This window comes from Brevibacterium sp. K72, assembly GCF_050562175.1.
GTDB lineage: Bacteria > Actinomycetota > Actinomycetes > Actinomycetales > Brevibacteriaceae > Brevibacterium > Brevibacterium casei.
Genome location: NZ_CP191582.1, coordinates 1,569,860 through 1,583,715, shown reverse-complemented (window position 1 = coordinate 1,583,715; position 13,856 = coordinate 1,569,860). Strand labels below are relative to the sequence as shown.

General features: G+C 68.7%; 9 protein-coding genes and 1 pseudogene. 3 read left to right on the top strand and 7 right to left on the bottom strand.

Annotation, left to right across the window (positions count from 1 at the left end; all coding sequences use genetic code 11):
- Positions 1-20: 20 nt before the first annotated feature.
- A complete protein-coding gene (locus tag ACQ1RG_RS06975; protein WP_167560112.1) occupies positions 21-1,427 on the bottom strand; it encodes a TIGR01777 family oxidoreductase in 1,407 nt (468 codons plus the stop codon).
- A 153-nt stretch (positions 1,428-1,580) separates the two neighbouring features.
- Here ACQ1RG_RS06975 and ACQ1RG_RS06970 point away from each other — a divergent pair, with 153 nt between their 5' ends.
- On the top strand, positions 1,581-1,979 hold the full coding sequence (locus ACQ1RG_RS06970; RefSeq protein WP_095375036.1) for a hypothetical protein: 399 nt from the start codon (positions 1,581-1,583) through the stop codon (positions 1,977-1,979).
- Positions 1,976-2,185, top strand: a pseudogene (locus tag ACQ1RG_RS06965) (hypothetical protein); the annotation flags it as partial. The gene ACQ1RG_RS06970 and the pseudogene ACQ1RG_RS06965, both read left to right, overlap by 4 nt.
- Here the strand turns inward: ACQ1RG_RS06965 and betC are convergent.
- Positions 2,174-4,000 carry a choline-sulfatase gene (betC, locus tag ACQ1RG_RS06960; protein WP_430600770.1) on the bottom strand — a complete coding sequence of 609 codons (1,827 nt, stop codon included), beginning with the start codon at positions 3,998-4,000 and terminating at the stop codon, positions 2,174-2,176. The pseudogene ACQ1RG_RS06965 and the gene betC sit on opposite strands and share 12 nt — an antisense overlap.
- Before the next feature lie 156 nt (positions 4,001-4,156).
- Between betC and ACQ1RG_RS06955 the strand changes: the two genes are divergently transcribed.
- Positions 4,157-5,143 (top strand): SUMF1/EgtB/PvdO family nonheme iron enzyme, encoded by a 987-nt coding sequence (locus ACQ1RG_RS06955; protein ID WP_201671608.1) that lies wholly within the window; start codon positions 4,157-4,159, stop codon positions 5,141-5,143.
- Here the strand turns inward: ACQ1RG_RS06955 and ACQ1RG_RS06950 are convergent.
- The 5 genes from ACQ1RG_RS06950 to ACQ1RG_RS06930 all read right to left on the bottom strand — a co-directional run bounded on the left by ACQ1RG_RS06950 (position 5,102) and on the right by ACQ1RG_RS06930 (position 13,166).
- A complete protein-coding gene (locus tag ACQ1RG_RS06950; RefSeq protein WP_095375038.1) occupies positions 5,102-7,294 on the bottom strand; it encodes a BCCT family transporter in 2,193 nt (730 codons plus the stop codon). The genes ACQ1RG_RS06955 and ACQ1RG_RS06950 overlap by 42 nt on opposite strands.
- A 407-nt stretch (positions 7,295-7,701) precedes the next feature.
- Positions 7,702-8,493 (bottom strand): ABC transporter ATP-binding protein, encoded by a 792-nt coding sequence (locus ACQ1RG_RS06945; protein WP_009380259.1) that lies wholly within the window; start codon positions 8,491-8,493, stop codon positions 7,702-7,704.
- Between the two features lie 3 nt (positions 8,494-8,496).
- Positions 8,497-9,495 carry an ABC transporter permease gene (locus tag ACQ1RG_RS06940; RefSeq protein ID WP_040342308.1) on the bottom strand — a complete coding sequence of 333 codons (999 nt, stop codon included), beginning with the start codon at positions 9,493-9,495 and terminating at the stop codon, positions 8,497-8,499.
- A gap of 80 nt (positions 9,496-9,575) precedes the next feature.
- A complete protein-coding gene (locus tag ACQ1RG_RS06935; protein ID WP_009380263.1) occupies positions 9,576-10,559 on the bottom strand; it encodes an ABC transporter substrate-binding protein in 984 nt (327 codons plus the stop codon).
- 261 nt (positions 10,560-10,820) lie between these two features.
- Positions 10,821-13,166, bottom strand: a complete 2,346-nt coding sequence (locus ACQ1RG_RS06930) for a S9 family peptidase (protein ID WP_051995611.1) — start codon at positions 13,164-13,166, stop codon at positions 10,821-10,823.
- Positions 13,167-13,856 lie beyond the last annotated feature (690 nt).

Genomic DNA, 13,856 nt, shown 5'->3' with positions numbered 1-13,856 from the left:
GCCCGCACCGAGCCGGTCGCTCAGGCGCCCTTGCCGAGCTCCTCGACGAGGCAGTCGTCGAGCGTCGGATGGGCGAACTGGTACCCGGTCTCCTCGAGCTTGGTCGGCAGGACCTTCTGATCGGCCAGGGCGAGCTCCCTGGCACCGTCCCGACCGAGGACGAGTTCGGTGACGAACCCGGGCGTCGGGATCCGGGCGGGGCGGTGGAGGTGGGAGGCGAGCGCCTCGGCGAACTCCTTCTGTGTGATGAGCTCGGGGGCGACCGCATTGACCGGGCCGCGCACATAGTCGGTGAGCACCGCGTGGACGTACGAGCGGGCAAGATCGTCGAGGGAGACCCAGGCCAGGCCCTGCTCTCCGCTGCCGAGCCGCCCGCCAGCTCCGGCGAGGTAGAGCGGGGCCTGCGCTCTGAGGAACCCGCCGAGCGTCGTCAGCGCGATGCCCGAGCGGATCGAGACCCACCGGATGCCGGCGTCCTCGACCCGGGAGGCGGCGGCCTCCCAGTCACGGCAGAGCTCGGCGAGGAACCCCTCCCCGAACGCTCCCGATTCGTCGACGGGCACCTCGGCATGGGCACCGTAGGCGCCGACCGCCGAGGCGCAGACGAAGACCTCGGGGCGCTTCGCCTCGGGCAGGGAGCACATCGTCTCGGCGAGCAGCGTCGTCGAGTCGATCCGCGAGGACCGGATCTCCTCCTTCGCCTTCTTCGTGAACCGGGTTGCGATCGACTTCCCGCCGAGGTGGACGACCGCATCCGCCCACGCGAGGTTCTGCGGATTGAGGATCCCGACCTCGGGATCCCAGTGCACCTCGTAGGGGAACTTCGGCGTCCCGCGCACGAGGAGGCGCACATAGTGCCCGCCGGTGGAGAAGAGAGCCGCGACCTGCCGCCCGACGAGTCCGCTGCCGCCGGCGATGAGGATGTGCTTGCCTCTGCCCTTGCCGATCCGCAGCAGCGGTGCGCTCATCCGCTCGAGGAACGCGAAGTCCATGAGCAGGCGCCGCTGACGGGCTTCGAACGTCGCCTCGATGTAGTGGGTGATGCCGCGGTCGATCGTCTCGAAGCCCTGCGGGGTCATCGAGAACTCGATCGTATCGGTGATCTGTGAGCCCCCGGCCTCCGAGGTGAACTCATGGGTGTGCTTCCACTGGCTGAGCGGGCCTTTCATCAGCTCGTCGACGAAGGAGAACCGCGACGGCCCTTCGGAGTGGACGGCGGTGAAGGGGCGGCGGACGAGTCCGTAGCTGCCGGGCAGGCTCGCCTTGACCTCGGCGACCGAGCCGGGTGCGAGCGGAGGATAGCTCTCCTGGACGACCTCCTGGGCCCAATGCGGTGAGACGCGGGTGAGTGCTCCGGGCTGAGCGTGCCAGTCGAAGACGGTCTCTGCGGCGAGCGGGACTTCCGAGGTCCACTCGAACTTGGTCATGACATCCCTCCTGTCCTCCGATCTTCCCACCCCAACCTCAAAGTGTGATCCACAACTCGCCCAATGCCCGGTGAATTGGCAGACAACCGACCTTGACCGATCACCGTCGGCACCCATTGCACAGATGTATGCATGACGCATATGATTCCCAGCATGGCAACGCCCCAGCACTCCGACCTCGAGACCGCGGTGAATGCGTGGCATGAGGCAGTGAACTCAGGGGACCTCGACCGGTGCGCCGAGGCGGTCGGCGATCCCGTCGTCGTCCTCGGTCCCAAGGGGGCGGGACCGATCAGTCCCGCGGACTTCGCCGGCTGGGTCGCACGCTCGGGCATCCGTCTGCGCCCCCGCTCCTGGCACCCGATCAGCGAACGCCTCATCGTCGTCGAGCAGGACGCGACCTGGCCGCAGACTCCGACGCCGACGCGCGTGGCCACGGTCTTCCGCGCCTCCGGCGATGTCGTCACCGCCGCCCTGCGGCTCCCGGATCTCCGGTCCGCACTCGAACTCGCCAGGGAGATGGCGGCCACCGAGGAACCGCCCACACCATGAGCGCCCCCGCCGCCCACCCGCTCTTCGCCTTCGTCCGCCGGTTCTCCCGCATGCCCATCACCGGCGAAGACGCCGTGGCCGAGAATGGTCGGCTCGTCCTCGTCGCCGAGGCGGTCGATGCCCTCGCACGGCAGGACATCGAGCCCACGGTCAACGCTGTCGCCGCTGAGATCGGGATCGACCAGTCCGGAGCGTCACGGCTCATCACGGCCGCCGCGGACGCCGGACTCGTCGCCACCGCCGCCTCGGCCCATGACGCGAGACGGCGGACCGTGCACCTCACGCCGACCGGGCAGCGGCTGCTCGTCGATGCCCGTCAGTGGCAGGGCGAGGTCGCCGACCGGCTCACCGCCGGCTGGTCCCGCAAGCGCCGGGAGGAGTTCTTCGCGGCGCTGATCGAGGTCGTCGCCACGGCCGACGCCCTCGACCTCTGAATCGCGCCCAGCCGCCGGTCGCCGCCCAGCCGCCTGCTCGCGCAGGTCGGGGATCTTCCCGAACCGGAACGCCGCCCAGAAGTCCCCGCGGACGTACCCGTTGTCGACCGTCGGTTCGAAGTCCCAGTGGCGGACGTGCCCGACCCGGAGGGCATCGGCGACGAGATGACGGCTGCGCTGGGAGGCGAGCACATGGTCTTCGATGACCTCGAGGTCGCAGCGGGCAGCGATCGCCGTCCGCAGCTGCGCGACGGCCTCAGCATACTCCGGTGAATCCGCGCGATTGTGCAGCTCGTCCGGATCGTCCGCGAGGTCGAAGAGCAGGTCGGGATCGCCGGGGCAGACGGTGAGCTTGAGGGTCCCGCGCACGATCGTCACCTGCGGTCGGTACGTCCCCTCGGCGAAGTACTCGATGAGGATGTCCCTGTCCCCCGGCCCCTGCTCACCTGCCGCCTCCCGGCGAGCCGATTCGAGGAGGGAGAGCCCCGAGAGCCCCCGATCGGCGTGGTGGGCGACCCCGCCGGTGCCGGTGTGCGCGATCTCGACGAGGGTGGGGGCGAGGTCGAGCAGGGAGACGGGGTTGGCGTACCGGCCGGGGAGGACCACCTCGGCGGGGCCTGCGACGATGAGCGGGACCCGGGACGACTGCTCGTACGGGGACATCTTGTACCAGAGCCCCTTCTCCCCGAGCATGTCGCCGTGATCGCTCGTGACGATGACGACGGTGTTCGCGTCGAGTCCGAGATCGCGCAGGCGCGCCGTGATCGCCCCGACGTGGTCGTCGATGTAGGACACGGCGGCATAGTAGGCCCGCCGCGCACGGCGGACATCCTCGATGGCAGGCTCCCGTTCGTCGAGCCCGGACATCGTCCGCAGCCGGTGGCTGTGGGGATCGACGGCCGGGTCGGGAACCTCGGGGTGGGCGGGGTCGGGGATGGCCGCCTCGGCGAAGCGGTCCCAGTGCTCCCTGGGCGGTTCGTACGGGTCGTGGGGGTGAATGAACGAGGTGACCATGAGGAACGGCTGGTCCTCGCCGGCCGCCTGGTTCGCCCGCTTCCGGTCGCCCAGATGGCGCAGGGTCCGGAAGATCACCTCGTCGTCGAAGTCCTGCTGGACGTTCGCCGTCGCCGCTCCCGCGGTGAAGACGGGGTCGGCCTCGTGGTACCACTGGAGCCTGTCGTGGAGCGGTCGCGTCCAGTCGGGAACCATGTCGAGGTCGGCCGGGTAGACGTCGGTCGTCAGCCGCTCCTCGAAGCCGTGGTGCTGGTCGGGGCCGATGAAGTGCATCCGCCCGATGAGGGCGGTGTGGTAGCCGAGCTTGCGCAGCCGGTGGGCGAACGTCGGCACCGAGGCGGCGAAGTCATCGCCGTTGTCGAGGCAGTCGATCTCCGAGGGCATGCGCCCGGTCATCATCGACGCCCGCGAGGGGGCGCACAGCGGAGTCGTGCAGTAGGCACGGTCGAAGACGGCACCGGATTCTGCGAGCTCGTCGATGTGCGGGGTCAGGGCCGCCTCGTTGCCGTAGGCGCCGAGAGCTTCGGCCGCCATCTGGTCGGCCTGGATGACGACGATGTTCGGGGGTTGCATATGCTGGTCACGTCCTTGCGAATGAAGGCGCGACCATCGTCGGGCGCGCCGTGAGCTACGTCGGTGAGGTGGGGAATGGAGTCATGCTGCGGTCCTTCGCGGACATCGCCGACCGAGTCCGACGGGCAGGCGTCGCCCCCACCCGAGGTGGGTGTTGTGGAAGAAGAATCCCCCGCCGAGGTGGCTGTGCCGAGCCGGCAACCGTCCCGCGACGAGGACGGCGTCATCGCCGCCCTCGCCGAGCACGCGTCCGCCGAGCTGCGCATGGTCGGCCTCACCGGCGGGGTCTTCCGCATGGGCAGCGAGGATGCCCTCGCCTACCCGGAGGACGGTGAGGGGCCGGTCTGTGAGGTGGATATCGCTCCGTTCGCGATCGCGGCGACGACGGTCACACGCGCCGAGTTCGCCGCGTTCGTCCTCGCCACCGGTCACCGCACCGGCGCCAAGGCGTACGGTGATTCGCTCGTCTTCGCCGGTCTCCTCGACGCCGAGGCCCTCGAAACCTCCCCGGCTGTGGCGGCGACCCCGTGGTGGCGGCAGGTCGCGGGTGCGTCGTGGCTGCACCCCGAGGGCCCGGGCCGCACTCTGGTCGGGCAGGGCGCCGCCGGCGGCGGCGAGCGCGGCACCGGCCAGGAGCGCGGTGCCGACGCGAGGCTGAGAGCGGACCATGGATTCATCGTCGCACGCCCCGACCATCCCGTCACCCACGTGACGCGGTATGACGCCGAGGCCTATGCCGAGTGGGTGGGCGCCCGGCTGCCGACCGAGGCCGAGTGGGAGTACGCGGCCCGAGGCGGACTCGACCAGCAGCCCTACCCGTGGGGGTCGATCCGGGAACCTGACGGTGTCCCGCGCATGAAGACCTTCGTCGGCACCTTCCCCGACCACCCCACCGAACCGGTCGGCACCGTCGCTGTCGACGCGTACCCGCCGAACGGTTTCGGGCTGCACAACATGACCGGCAACGTCTGGGAGTGGACGAGCGGAAGCTTCGGGCCCGATGATGCGCGGGCGGTCATCCGCGGCGGCTCACACCTCTGCCACGCCTCGTACTGCCGCCGCTACCGCACCTCGGCGCGCAGCGCGGTCACCCCGGAGACGTCACTCGGTCACACGGGATTTCGCCTCGCCGTCGACCTCTGAGGCCGACCGGGGCTCGGCGTCTGCGGACTCAGCATCCCCGGTCTCAGCGCCCGAGGCGGAGTCGGGGGTCGCCTCGGCGGGGGCGGTGTCCTTCGTCTCCGGAGTCCAGCCGTCCTCCCACTCCCCGGTGCCGTAGTCGTAGCCGACGGGCTCGCCGTCCTCATCGGTGCGCTGGTACCAGTCGGTGTAGGCCTCGTCCTCGGAGACGATGTCGCCGTTCGCACCGTCGCCGGGTTCCGTCGGCACGACCTGGAGGGCGAAGTTGTCGCCGTAGGTCTCGGCGCCGGCGACGACGGCGTTGTCGACGGCGTTCTGCGCGTACCGGCGACGCAGGGCCATCGGGTCGGTGCGCAGCTCCTTGACCCACGCGACGATGATGAAGAGCATGACGAGGGCGAAGGGGACGGCGGTGACGATGACGAGCTGCTGGAGACCCTCGAGTGCGCTCGCGTCGCCGAGGAGGAGCATGACGACGGCGATGCCCGACATCACGAGACCCCAGAAGACGACGACCCACTTCCGCGGCGACTGGTCGCCGCGGCTCGTGAGCATGCCCATGACGACGGACGCGGAGTCGGCCGAGGTGATGAAGAAGATCGCGAGGACGACGATCGCGACCGCCGGCAGCCAGCCGAGGAAGGGGAGGTTGTCGATGAGAGTGAAGAACACCTCGGGGGCGGCCATGGTGTCGGTGAAGCCCGCCGCGCCCTCCCGGTAGAGCCAGATCGACGTTCCGCCCATGATCCCGTAGGCGACGAAGAGGAGCGTCGAGGGGATGAAGATCGTGCCGAGGATGAACTGGCGGATCGAACGGCCACGGGAGATGCGGGCGATGAACGTGCCGACGAACGGCGACCACGAGATCCACCACGCCCAGTAGTAGACGGTCCACACGGACTGGAACTCCTGGGTCTCGGCACCCCACGACAGCGACCGGCCCATGAGGTCGAAGAACGACCCGAGGTACTCCATGAGCGCCGAGGGCAGGAGGTTGAGGAGGAAGAGGGTGGGGCCGAGGAAGAGGACGAGGCCGACGATGCCGATCGTGAGCACGATGTTGATCGAGGACAGGTAGCGGATGCCGCGGGAGACCCCGGAGACCGCGGAGATGATGAAGCCGATCGTGAGCACGCAGATGATGCCGACGAGCATCGCGTTCGTCATCGGTCCGACACCGGTGACGATGCTCACCCCGGTGCCGATCTGCATCGCGGCGATGCCGAGGGCCGCGGCCGTGCCGAAGAGGGTGGCGACGATCGCGAAGATGTCGACGAGCTTGCCTGCGAAGCCCTCCGTCTGGCGCTTGCCGAAGAGGGTGCGGAAGATCGAGGAGAGGAGCAGAGAGCGTCCGCGCCGGTACCCGGCGTAGGCGATCGCACCGCCGACGAGGGCGTACATCGCCCACGCGTGGAAGCCCCAGTGGTAGTAGGTCTGCGCCATCGCGCCGTGGAGGGCCTCCGTCGTCTCGGGGTCGTTCGTCAGCGGCGGCGGGGTGATGAAGTACGTGAGCGGTTCGGAGGGGCCGAAGAAGAGGACGCCGATGCCGATGCCTGCGGCGAAGAGCATCGCCACCCACGCGAACGTGCTGAACTCGGCCTTCTCCCCGTCCTTGCCGAGCGGGATCCTCCCGTACGGGGAGAACGCGAGGATGAGGAGGGAGACGAGGACGACGATGGCGACGAGGTTGAAGAACCAGCCGACGTTGAGCGTCGACCAGTCGAAGGCGCCTTGGGCCACCGAGGCGACGCTGCCGGGATCCGAGATGCCCCAGATGACGAAGGCGACCGTGAGTGAGCCCGCGACCGCGAAGATCACCTTGTCGATCGAGTACCGTCGCCGCTGCTCGTCGATGGCGATGCCGGGGACGAGGATCGGGTGGATGTCGTGCGGGTACTGGGTGTTCGGATCGAGCGTCGGATCGGCCGCCGTCGCGGAGTCCCGTTTGGGGCGGGCGTAGTCGAGGGCGCCGAGGCGCTTGCCGGTGTCCCTGCCCACGCGCTTGGCATCGCGGCCGACCCGTTTCGCATCCCTGCCCACTCGTCGCGCGTCGGCCTTGAAGCGGTCGCGGGTGGCTCTGCGGGCGGTGGTGTGCTCGGGCGGAGTGTGATGATGCGCGGAGCGCTGGGTGTCGCTGACCGAATCATCGGACATGACGAAGGGCCTTTCTCAGTTGTCGATCTCGCACCGGCCTCCGGGCCGCGGCATCTCGGCCGGGGCTGCTCAGCAGTCCGGCGGCACGACGACCGCGGCACTCACGACCACGCGAACCATCTCAGCCGCGCGGGAGGCGCAGGGGGCCGGTCACGGCAACGGGACTTGGCTCACCCGTTGCGGCCCACGGTCGTTGAGGCTAACAGCATCGCGCGGGCTTCTCAACGCCGCGGCGACGCATTCGGACGCATCGGCACCCGGCAGTCGACCCTGTCGCACCGACGCCTGCACACCGGCAGACGGGGCACGCGGACCCGGCTGCCCGGCACGGCTACGGCCGGCCCGCGGAGTCGCGGACCGGCCGTGGTCGGGGCGGGGCTGCCGAGCATCCCGGCAGCGCACAGCGCTCAGTTGAGCAGTGCGCGATCCCCCAGCGAGGCGCCCTTGAGCTTCGAGAACTCGCCGAGGAGGGTCTCGACGGTGAGCGTCCTCTTCGCCTCGGCGTCGGCCTCGTAGATGATGCGCCCTTCGTGCATCATGATGAGCCGGTTGCCGAGCGCGATCGCCTGCTCCATGTTGTGCGTGACCATGAGCGTGGTCAGACCGTCGGCGGCGACGATCTTCTCCGTCAGCTCGGTCACGAGCGCTGCCCGTTGCGGATCGAGCGCGGCCGTGTGCTCGTCGAGGAGGAGGATCCGCGGCTGCGTGAATCCGGCCATGAGCAGGCTCAGCGCCTGCCGCTGGCCGCCCGAGAGCAGCCCGACCTTCGTCTTCAGTCGGTTCTCGAGTCCGAGTTCGAGGGTCTCGAGTTCGGCGCGGAACCGCTTCCGCCTCGCCGAGGTCGTCCCCCTCCCCAGCCCCCGCCGCTGTCCGCGCTTGAGGGCGAGGGAGAGGTTCTGCTCGATCGTGAGGTCGGGCGCGGTGCCCGCCATCGGGTCCTGGAACACCCGCCCGAGGTAGGCGGCACGATGGTATTCGCGCTTCTTCGCCACCTCGGCGCCGTCGATGGTGATCGACCCGGAGTCGATGGGCAGGCGCCCGGAGATCGTGTTGAGCAGCGTCGACTTGCCCGCACCGTTCGAGCCGATGACGGTGACGAAGTCGGACTCCTCGAGGGTGAGCGAGAGCCCCTGGAGAGCCTTGCGCTCGTTGACGGTGCCGGGGAAGAAGGTCTTCGAGATCGTGTCGATGGTCAGCATGGCTCAGCCCTCCCTGCCCGCCGAGGCGGTCGTCGTCCCCGGCGTCCCCGTACCCGCCCCGGCGGGCGCGGCGTGAACGGCGGCGGGGTCGTCGGTGGTGCCCGGAGGCAGCTTCGTCGGCGCCCGGTTGCCGCGGCTTCCGAACGACGGGATCCGTTTGAGGAAGCCCCACCTCGGCAGGAGGAGGGCGACGATGACGAGGAGCGCGGTGGTGAGCTTCATGTCATCGGTGTTGAGGCCCGCGCGCAGGGCGAGGAAGATGATGATCCGGTAGATGACCGACCCGAGGATCGCACCGAGGCTGGCCATGACGATGTTCCGGTTGCCGAAGATCGCCTGGCCGAGGATGACCGAGGCGAGACCGACGAGGATGAGTCCGATGCCCATGCTGATGTCGGCGAAGCCCTGGTACTGCGCGATGAGCGCCCCGCAGAGCGCGACGAGACCGTTCGAGAGCGCGAGCGTGAGCATCGTCGTGTTGTCGGTGTTGACGCCGAGGCTGCGGATCATCTCACGGTTGTTGCCCGTGGCCTGGATGGCGAGCCCGAGGTCGGTGGTGAGGAACCAGTCGACGAGGAACTTGAGCACGAGGGTGAAGGCGACGAGGATCGCGATCGACACCCACGACCCCAGCCACATGTTCTCCCGCAAAGGAGTGAAGACGGTGTCCTCGCGCAGCAGTGAGAGGTTCGCCGCGCCCATGATCCGCAGGTTGATCGACCACAGGCCGATCATCGTGAGGATGCCGGCGAGCAGACCGTCGATGCCTCCCTTCGTGTGGAGGAGACCGGTGATGAAGCCGGCGACGAGGCCGGCTCCGATCGCGGCCAGTGTCGCGAGGAACGGGTTGACCCCGGCGATGATGAGGGAGGCCGCGGTGGCGCCGCCCGTGGTGAAGCTTCCGTCGACGGTGAGGTCGGGGAAGTTGAGGACCTTGAAGGTGAGGTAGACGCCCAAGGCCATGGCTGCGTAGATGAGCCCGAGCTCCAATGCTCCGTACATTGCTGTCCGATCGGTTCGTCAGGATGGGTGAGGTCGCAGGCGGGCCCGCGGGAGGGAGCTCCCGCGGGCCCGCCTCGGCGTCATTCGATGACGGTGGCGGCCTCGTCGATGAGGTTCTGCGGGATCTCCGCGCCCTGCCGCTTCGCGGCCTCCGGGTTGACGACGAGTTCGAGCGTGTCGCTCGTCTCGACCGGCAGGTCGGCCGGCTTCGCGCCGTCCTTGAGGACCTTCAGCGCCATCGCACCCGTCTGCTCACCGAGCTTCGTGTAGTCGATGCCGCGGGTGATCGCCGCACCCTGCTCGACCTGTCCGGCCTCGGAGCCGACGAGCAGCGCCTTGTTCTTCTCCGCGGCCTGGACCATCGTCGTCACCGCGGAGACGACGTTGTTGTCGGTGGGCACGTAGTAGGCGTCGACCTTGCCGAGCGAGTCCACGGCCTGGCCGAGCTCACCCGAGTTCGCGATCGTCGCCTCCTTGATCTCGAGGCCCATGCCCTTCGCGGCCTCCTTCGCGAGGTCGACCTGGACCTGCGAGTTGACCTCACCGGAGCTGTAGACGATGCCGACGGTCTTCGCGTCCGGCTTGACGTCCTTGACAAGCTGCAGCTGATCGGCGACGGGGTTGAGGTCCGAGGTGCCGGTGACGTTGCCGCCCGGTGCCTCATTGGACTGGACGAGACCGGCTTCGACCGGATCGGTCACCGCGGTGAAGAGGACCGGCTTGTCCGTGATCGCCTGCGCCGCTGCCTGCGCGGCGGGGGTGGCGACGGCGAGCACGAGGTCGAGGTCGGAGCTCGCGAAGTTCTGTGCGATCGACGTCGCGTTGGCCTGTTCGCCGTTGGCGTTCTGCTCATCCCAGTCGACTTCGACTCCTGCGTCCTCGAACGACTTCTTGAAGCCGGAGGTCGCGGCGTCGAGCGCCGGGTGCTGGACGAGCTGGGAGATGCCGATGCTGTAGGAGTCCCCTCCGCCCTCACCTCCGCCGCTGTCACCGCCGGAACACGCGGACACCGCAGCCATCGAGCCGACGGCGACGATCGCGACAGCCAGTTGCTTGAGACGCATACTTCTCCCCTTTGAAAAATTCGGTCCGGCATCTGCGGACCGCAACGAACCCATGCGCGTCCTCGATCGTCTCCGTCGTCGGCGACGATCAAGGCATCAGCCGTCCCCACCCGGACTTCGCCCTCTCCGATGAGGGCGAAGTCCGGGTGGGGACGACTGCCATAGTGACCACTCTATTCGGCACCTGAGGCGCCAGTGGCCCGAATCACGCTTTGGGGACGTTTCGTCAGCAGATCGTTATCTGCCGAGCCGAACGTCCGCTCAGGGCTCGATGACGACGTCGGAACGTCCCAGAACCCCGAGCATCCACGCGAAGTCGAAGGCCGTCTCCTTCCACGCGTCGTAGCGCCCCGACGCGCCGCCGTGCCCGGCGGCCATCTCGGTCCGCAGGATCACGTCGGCGCCGACCTCGCGCAGACGGGCCACCCATTTGGCCGGCTCGACGTAGAGGACCCGGGTGTCGTTGAGTGAGGTCACGGCGAGGATCTTCGGGTGGGCCGCCTCGGCGACGTTCTCATAGGGGGTGTAGGAGCGCATGTACTCATACACCTCGGGGTCGTGGAGTGGGTCGCCCCACTCCTCCCATTCGATGACGGTGAGCGGAAGCTCGGGCATGAGGATCGAGGTGAGCGCATCGACGAAGGGCACGTGCGCGCTCACGCCGGCGAAGAGCTCGGGGGCCATGTTGACGATCGCGCCCATGAGGAGGCCGCCGGCGGACCCACCGGTGGCGACGAGCTGCTCCGGGGTCGTCCATCCCGCCTCGACGAGGTGGCGTGCGACCGCGATGAAGTCGGTGAAGGTGGTCACCTTCGCCGTCGTCTTGCCCTCGTCGTACCAGTGCCGGCCCATCTCCCCGCCGCCGCGGACGTGGGCGATCGCGTAGACGACCCCGCGGTCGAGCAGCGAGAGCCGGGCGACGGAGAAGTACGGGTCGACACTGATCTCGTACGATCCGTAGCCGTAGAGGATGAGCGGCGCCGAGGCGGTCGGCAGACCCTCCTCGTCGACGTCGACGAGGTCGGTGCGGTAGACGAGCGAGACGGGGATGCGGGTGCCGTCGGAGGCACTCGCCCACACGAGGCTCTCCCCGTAGGCGCCGAGGTCGACGGAGCCGAGCACGGGCTGGCGCTTGAGGACCGTGTCGGTGCCGGTGGCGACATCGTGCTGGTAGACGACGGCCGGGGTCGACATCGAGGTGAAGGTCAGGCGCACGGTCGGCTGGTCGAACTCGGGGTTGGGCCCGAATCCGAGGGTGCCCGTCTCCCTGTCAAATGGCAGCTCGACAAGCGGCGCGTACGGGACCGTCGGGTCGCCGGTGAGACGGACGATGCCGACTCGGGCGAAGCCGCCTCGGCGATAGGAGATGACGACGAAGTCGGCGAACGCGTCGACCTCCTCGATGCGCAGCCCGGAGACGTCGGCGAGCACCCGCCGTCCGGTCGTCGTCGGATCCGCACCGGTGCCCGCGGGTTCGTCGACGGCATCGGCGGTCTCGGTCGCGTCCCCGGTCGGATCGGCGGCCGGGACGTCGACGATGTCGAAGTCGGCGCGGTCGCGGTTGTGGGTGATGAGGAAGCGGTCCTCGCCGGAGACGACGGCGTGTTCGACGGAGTACTCGACCCCGTCGACCCGGGGCCAGATCTCCTGCGGGGCCGCCTCGAGGTCGTCGCCGCGCAGCCGCCAGTACCCGGTCGTCGTCTTCGAGCCGGTGACGATGAAGAGGTAGCGCTCGGACCGGGAGAAGCCGACGCCGACGAAGAACCGCTCGTCGGGTTCGTGGAAGATGCAGACGTCTTCGGCGCCGCTCGCCTCGGGGGCGGCGGTCGGGTCGGTCGCTGAGGAGTCGTCGGCGCCGTCGCTTGTGACCGTGTGGCGCCAGACCTTCTCCGGACGCCATGCCTCGTCGACCGTCGTGTAGAAGACGAACCGGCCGCTCGGATCGATCGTCGCGCCGGCGAACGTGTTCTCGATCCGGTCGGGCAGGTCTTCGCCCGTCGAGAGGTCGCGGATGCGCAGGACGTAGCGTTCATCGCCGGCGGTGTCGACGCCGTAGAGGAGGTAGCGGCCGTCCTCGGTGAGGGAGAACGTGCCGAGTGAGAAGAAGTCCGTGCCGCGCGCCGCCTGGTTCGAGTCGAAGACGACCTCTTCGCCGGGCAGCGGATCCTCGCCGATCTCCGGCGGAGTCCAGTCGCCGTCGTCGGCTGCAGGGACGCGGACGTGGATGCCGTAGTCGAGACCCGCCTTCGTCCGCGTGAAGTACCAGTAGCCGCCGCGCCGCGTCGGCACAGACATGTCGGTCTCCTTGATGCGGGTCTTGATCTCGGTGAAGATCGCCTCGCGCAGCGGTTCGAGCTCGGCGGTCTGCGCCTCGGTCCACGCGTTCTCCGCCTCGAGGTGGGCGATGACCTCGGGCGAGTCCTTCTCCCGCATCCACTCGTAGTCGTCGACGAAGGTGTGGCCGTGGTGGGTGCGCTCGTGCGGGATCTTCTTCGCCACCGGCGCCGAGGTGGGGGTGGGCGCGGCTGTCGTCTCAGGCGTGGAGTCGCTGGACCCTGCGGAGGAGGGCGTGGGGGTGCTGGACTGCGAGGAGTCGGAAGACGTCATGCCCCCACCATAGCCACCACGCCACCCCGCCCACACCCACTGCTCCTCTTCAGCCTCAGCCACCACCCAAAACCGCCCACACCCATCACTCCAACCTGGTTGCGGTCGAAGAACCGAGGGAAATCGCCTCTCTGGGTCGAAACTCCTCGGTTTTGCGACCACAAACGGGGCACGGGAGGACGGTCCCAGCCACCCCACCGCCTCTCCAACCTGGTTGCGGTCGAAAAACCGAGGGAAATCGCGCCTCTGGGCTGAATCTCCACGGTTTTGCGACCACAAACGGGGCACGGGAGGACGGTCCCAGCCACCCCACCGCCTCTCCAACCTGGTTGCGGTCGAAAAACCGAGGGAAATCGCCTCTCTGGGCCGAAACTCCTCGGTTTTGCGACCACAAACGGGGTTCGAGGGGACACTCCCGGCCGCACACTCCCGCCCACACACGCACCGCAACGCACCGCCACGCCACCCCGCCCATACCCATCACTCCAACCGGTTTGTGGTCGAAAAACCGAGGGAAATCGCCTCTCTGGGCCGAATCTCCTCGGTTTTTCGACCTCAAACGGGGCTCGAGAGGACGGTCCCAGTCACAAATGGGGCTCGAGGGGACGACCCCAGCCACTGACGGGGCTCGGGAGGGGTACGCCCAGCCACTCACTCCCAATCCCACGCGCTCAAAGATGAGCAGAATGC

Bases quoted from the DNA above. Each gene is read 5' to 3' on its own strand.
- ACQ1RG_RS06975 (WP_167560112.1), bottom strand. From the start codon at position 1,427: ATGACCAAGTTCGAGTGGACCTCGGAAGTCCCGCTCGCCGCAGAGACC.
- ACQ1RG_RS06970 (WP_095375036.1), top strand. From the start codon at position 1,581: ATGGCAACGCCCCAGCACTCCGACCTCGAGACCGCGGTGAATGCGTGG.
- betC (WP_430600770.1), bottom strand. From the start codon at position 4,000: ATGCAACCCCCGAACATCGTCGTCATCCAGGCCGACCAGATGGCGGCC.
- ACQ1RG_RS06950 (WP_095375038.1), bottom strand. From the start codon at position 7,294: ATGTCCGATGATTCGGTCAGCGACACCCAGCGCTCCGCGCATCATCAC.
- ACQ1RG_RS06945 (WP_009380259.1), bottom strand. From the start codon at position 8,493: ATGCTGACCATCGACACGATCTCGAAGACCTTCTTCCCCGGCACCGTC.
- ACQ1RG_RS06940 (WP_040342308.1), bottom strand. From the start codon at position 9,495: ATGTACGGAGCATTGGAGCTCGGGCTCATCTACGCAGCCATGGCCTTG.
- ACQ1RG_RS06935 (WP_009380263.1), bottom strand. From the start codon at position 10,559: ATGCGTCTCAAGCAACTGGCTGTCGCGATCGTCGCCGTCGGCTCGATG.
- ACQ1RG_RS06930 (WP_051995611.1), bottom strand. From the start codon at position 13,166: ATGACGTCTTCCGACTCCTCGCAGTCCAGCACCCCCACGCCCTCCTCC.